The organism is Thermotoga sp., from assembly GCF_021162145.1.
GTDB lineage: Bacteria > Thermotogota > Thermotogae > Thermotogales > Thermotogaceae > Thermotoga.
On sequence record NZ_JAGGZH010000100.1, the window covers coordinates 1 to 3572 of the forward strand.

Below are 3572 nucleotides of genomic sequence, written 5' to 3' on the forward strand. Positions count from 1 at the left end.
GACCAGTACTGGACCTTTTTCCCCCCCTCCACAACCAGCAGGAAAGTGAGAAGGGACACCGCTTCGATCGTCACGTAGAGGTTGAACAGATCAGCACTCACAAACGTGAGATTGAGAGTTCCGAGAAGGACCAGAAGAAGATTCGAAAGATTCGCACTCATTTTCTTTGTAAAAACGGCGAGAAAAACCAGGGCAGTGAGGAAGAGAAAGTAATATGATGTATGATCCAACAGAAGATGTACACCGAACTCCCCTGTCAACATAAGATCGAACCTGTAGCCGCTGAACACGACAGCGACTGTGAAGAGAAAATTGATCCACACTATCCACGTCGGAACTCTCCTTTTTAAAGAAAGACAGGCAATACCAAGCGCTACGAGAAAGAAGTTGTAAGAAAGGAAGATCACTCTTTTTCTCCTCCTCGATCCTTATCGAGTTTGTCGGAAGAGACAGAGGAGTACTTCGCAGAGATCACGCTCGCTATCGTGACGAGAAGGGCAACAGTTGCAAAGCCGATCACTATCGAGGTGATAATCAGGGCCTGGGGAACAGGATCAGCTGCACCCTGATGAAACGGGATTGGAACGTCTTTGCCCTGTCTTCTCGATACAATAACAAAGAAACTGACAACCCCGGTTCCCATGATGTCGAGCGAGATGATTTTCTTAATGAGATCTCTGTTCACCAGAACTCCCAGGAGACCGGCCAGGACCACCATCAGAGAGAGTCGCTCAAGCATCTTTCGACCACCTCTTTCCCCACAAGGAAAAGGGCATCGGCGTATGTCAGTTCGTCGAATCGGAATTCTTTCCCTGCTTCCACTTTCTCTGACTCAAACCATACAAGGTAGTTTTTTGGAGCAACCACTCTGACTGGTTTCAATCTCTCCATCACCTTCTTCATGACCGCTTTTCTCACTTTGTCTCCGAAGGCAGGATCCAGAGGGCCCGCCACCACGTACTTTCTGAGCTCCACAGGAACGTGGTATCCTATCCTGATCACCCGAATGCCCCAGCCTTCCAGAATACATACGAGATCTGAACAGATATCTATCGCTTCTTTCAAACTGAGCGGCCTGTAACGGGAACTTTTCATCATCCTGTGGAGTTCCGTTCCCTCGAAAACTAGAGTGGGGTGTATCCTCACCAGGTCAGCACCACATTCCACTGTTCTCATAGCAGAGAGTATCTCGTCTTTTCTATCACTCCTTGGTAGTCCCACCATCAGGTGCACACTCAGCCTAAACTCCATCCTTTTTATGAGTTTGCAGGCCTTTTCCACTTCTTCCGAGGTGTAATCTCTCTTCGAAGCTTCCAACACCTCGTCTGAGAAGGACTGAACTCCCACTTCGATCGTTTCGACGTCGTATTTCTTCAGAATTTCGAGTTTTTCTCTCGTCACTTCGTCTGGACGGGTAGATACCCTGATCGATTTCACCACGGGGAATCTTCTGACGAAATTCAAGTATTCTTCCATCTTCTGCTCGGAAAGACCGGTGAACGTTCCTCCATAAAACCCCACTTCGTACTCCCCGGACGTTCTGGAGTATTCCTCTATGAGCTGGGCGATATCATCAAGAGACGGGACCTTCTTTTGTCCCGTCGCCTTTACCTGGTCACAGAAAACACATCTTCTCTTGCAACCCACGTATGGAAGAAACACAGGGATGATCTTCATATCTTTTTCATCACCAGTCTTTCGTAGGCTTTTCTCGCCCCATCCTTCTCAGCTTCCTTCTTTGTTTTTCCTTTGCCGACTGCGAGTATCTCATTGTTTATGCGAACCTCGACGACGAATAGTTTTTCATTCCCGCTCCTTTCTGTTCCCACCAGTACGTATTCCGGTGGTATCTTGTACTCCTTCTGAACGATTTCCTGAAGCGCGGTCTTGTAGTCAAACAGCATTTCTCCTCTCATGATCTTCTCTATGTAAAACTCGAACTCATCTTCGAAAAGCTCCTTTATCCTCTGGTAACCCTGGTCTAGGTAGAGTGCTGCGAGTAAGGCTTCGAAGGCGTCTGCAAGGATGGAATCTCGCTCTCTTCCTCCTGTTTTCTCTTCCCCTTTCCCCAGAAACAGATACTTTCCCAGCTTCAGTTTTCTGGAGACCCTCGCGAGGACCTCCTCACTCGCGACGGCTGATTTCACACGGGCCAAATCACCTACTTCTGCTTCGGGATACTCCCGGTACAGAATCTCACAGACGAAAAGCTCCAAAACGGCGTCACCGAGAAATTCTAGTTTTTCGTTCGATTCCACATCTTCTCTTCCGGCTTGCCTTTGTTCGTTCGCATAGGAACTGTGACAGAGTGCGTGAAAAAGAAGTTTCTCATTGTCGAAATGAACCCCCAGTCTTTCCTGTAACTTTTCCACGACTCTTTTCTCACTTTCTGTCAACGAGACTCACCTCTTCCAAAAGATCTCCTCCCAGGGAGTACAAGTAGAATATCTTCTTCTCTGTATCGATGATACCAAATGTTGGGCCATCCTCTGATTTGGGCAGTGCTGGTGATCCGGGATTCATCAGGAGTATTCCTTTCCTTTCCTCAATCAGAGGAACGTGGGTGTGTCCAAACAGGATCGCTTTACAATCGTGCGCTTGAGCGAGTAAAACGGGATCTCCTTCCTCGTACTCGAATTGATCACCGTGAACAAGAAGTATTTTCACATCTCCAAGGTACTCTATCCCCATCCGCGGCATTTCCGGTATCTTTAGAAACCGCACGTCCACATCCGCATCGCAGTTTCCACGAATGTACATGACACGATATCTTTTCAAAAGGGAAGCAAGTTCCTTTGGATTGTAATCGTCTGGCAGAGGATTCCTTGGACCATGGTAGAGAACGTCTCCCAGATGCCATATCTCATCGAAAGCGTCGACAATTTTCAGGATCTTCTTCATGGGAGAGAAGGCTCCGTGAGTGTCCGAGACAACAACTATTCTCAAGGTCATCCCCTCCTTATGATCAGCTTCCCGGAGAAAATGGAGAGGACAAGAAAAACAATCGCCCAGATCCCAACGTAGAGTATCGAGCGTACGTCCACGACGTGTTCCACCTGGTAAATCCTGAGGGCGTACATGATTCTGAATACGGGGGTGGCCATGGCGATTCGCTTCAGGTGTTCCGGAAGGTTACTAATGGGGATGGCAAAACCGCTCGAGAAAAGAGAGATTCCTATTACAGAAACTCCCAGGATGTTCGCAAGACTTTTGTCAGTGGACACCGCAGAGACCAGAAAACCAACGGAAGTGTGAAAGATAGAGTTGAGAACTATCAGAGAGAAAGCAAGAGCAAAACTCATGTTACTTTCGGTGAGAATCCTTATGAGTACGTATGCCATCATCGAGACAGACACACCAAGGACGGTGTAGGCAACGATCTTCCCCAGAGCGTACTCCCACCACGGAAGGTTGTACACGAGGAACATCTCATGGAGGTTCTTCTCTCTATCCAAAAAAGTAGAGACGCACGCCAGGGAGACCGTTATCAGGATTCCAGTGAAGAATATTATGAATGGTGAGACAAGATCGGAGAATCTGAGGGTGGAATCCTTCAATGCCAACCTGGGAAC

The 3572-nt window shown here is 47.9% G+C and carries 5 protein-coding genes and 1 pseudogene; all 6 read right to left on the bottom strand.

Translation table 11 applies throughout. The annotated features are described in order from the left end of the window. Positions 1-407, bottom strand: a pseudogene (locus tag J7K79_RS06295) (cation:proton antiporter); the annotation flags it as partial. Further along, the gene (locus J7K79_RS06300; RefSeq protein ID WP_296906460.1) at positions 404-739 is read right to left on the bottom strand and encodes a cation:proton antiporter subunit C; all 336 of its coding nucleotides are present in this window, start codon (positions 737-739) and stop codon (positions 404-406) included. The pseudogene J7K79_RS06295 and the gene J7K79_RS06300, both read right to left, overlap by 4 nt. Then, a complete protein-coding gene (locus tag J7K79_RS06305; protein ID WP_296906463.1) occupies positions 718-1677 on the bottom strand; it encodes a radical SAM protein in 960 nt (319 codons plus the stop codon). The genes J7K79_RS06300 and J7K79_RS06305 overlap by 22 nt, the downstream gene beginning before the upstream one ends. Continuing rightward, positions 1674-2396, bottom strand: coding sequence for a ribonuclease III (rnc, locus tag J7K79_RS06310; RefSeq protein ID WP_296906466.1), 723 nt, complete (start codon positions 2394-2396; stop codon positions 1674-1676). Before rnc ends, J7K79_RS06305 begins: the two co-directional genes overlap by 4 nt. Then, the gene (gene yfcE / locus J7K79_RS06315) at positions 2383-2946 is read right to left on the bottom strand and encodes a phosphodiesterase (RefSeq protein WP_366932597.1); all 564 of its coding nucleotides are present in this window, start codon (positions 2944-2946) and stop codon (positions 2383-2385) included. The genes rnc and yfcE overlap by 14 nt, the downstream gene beginning before the upstream one ends. Before the next feature lie 2 nt (positions 2947-2948). Further along, on the bottom strand, positions 2949-3572 hold a 624-nt coding region (locus tag J7K79_RS06320), incomplete at its 5' end, for an ABC transporter permease (protein ID WP_296906470.1).

Bases quoted from the DNA above. Each gene is read 5' to 3' on its own strand.
- J7K79_RS06300 (WP_296906460.1), bottom strand. From the start codon at position 739: ATGCTTGAGCGACTCTCTCTGATGGTGGTCCTGGCCGGTCTCCTGGGA.
- J7K79_RS06305 (WP_296906463.1), bottom strand. From the start codon at position 1,677: ATGAAGATCATCCCTGTGTTTCTTCCATACGTGGGTTGCAAGAGAAGA.